This is a genomic window from Paenibacillus sp. P3E (assembly GCF_001909045.1).
Taxonomy (GTDB): domain Bacteria; phylum Bacillota; class Bacilli; order Paenibacillales; family Paenibacillaceae; genus Paenibacillus_AQ; species Paenibacillus_AQ helianthi.
The window spans coordinates 1-699 of sequence record NZ_LVWH01000149.1 but is presented as its reverse complement, the minus strand read 5'-3'; the positions used below and the strand labels follow the sequence as shown (position 1 = coordinate 699).

General features: G+C 34.2%; 1 protein-coding gene. It reads left to right on the top strand.

Going from position 1 to position 699, the window contains the following annotated elements; genetic code table 11:
* On the top strand, positions 1–675 hold a 675-nt coding region (locus A3842_RS12975), incomplete at its 5' end, for an ABC transporter ATP-binding protein (protein WP_143186267.1).
* Positions 676–699 lie beyond the last annotated feature (24 nt).

Here is a 699-nt window from a genome sequence, read left to right as displayed (position 1 = left end):
CAGTACATTTTAAAACGAGTTAATATGACAATTCCTCTAGGTAAGAAAATTGCTATAGTCGGACCCAGCGGAAGCGGGAAATCAACGATTTTAAAGACATTAGCAACATTGGTATCTCCGTCAGAAGGAACAATAAAGATAAATAAAAGTGATATGCAAGAATTTCCAGAAAAGAGCTGGTTAGATAAAGTAACTCTAGTTTCCCAGGACTCCTTTTTTATGAATGATACAATTTGGAATAATATGGTTTTGGGGAATAGTAATGTTAATATTCATGACTTAGAAAATGCATGTAAAATATCAGAGATATATGATTTTATTATTTCACTTCCAGAGAAATTTGAGACAGTAATAGGAGAAAGGGGAACCTCATTATCAGGGGGACAAAGACAAAGATTAGCTTTAGCACGAGCACTTTGTAAAAATCCCGATATACTTATGCTTGATGAAGCTACATCTGCACTGGATTACGAAACTGAACGAAAAATACAAGAAAATCTTGATTCAAGCAGAGGTGGAATGTCAACAATCATTGTTGCACATCGATTATCAACCATTCAGAATGCTGCAATTATTTTTGTAGTAAACGATGGAACTATTGTACAAACTGGCTCTCATTCACAGCTTGTAAACGAAAATGGATTGTACGCTCAATTAATTAATTCAAATAACTAGTGCATATCCTGCGAAGTGTAAGAT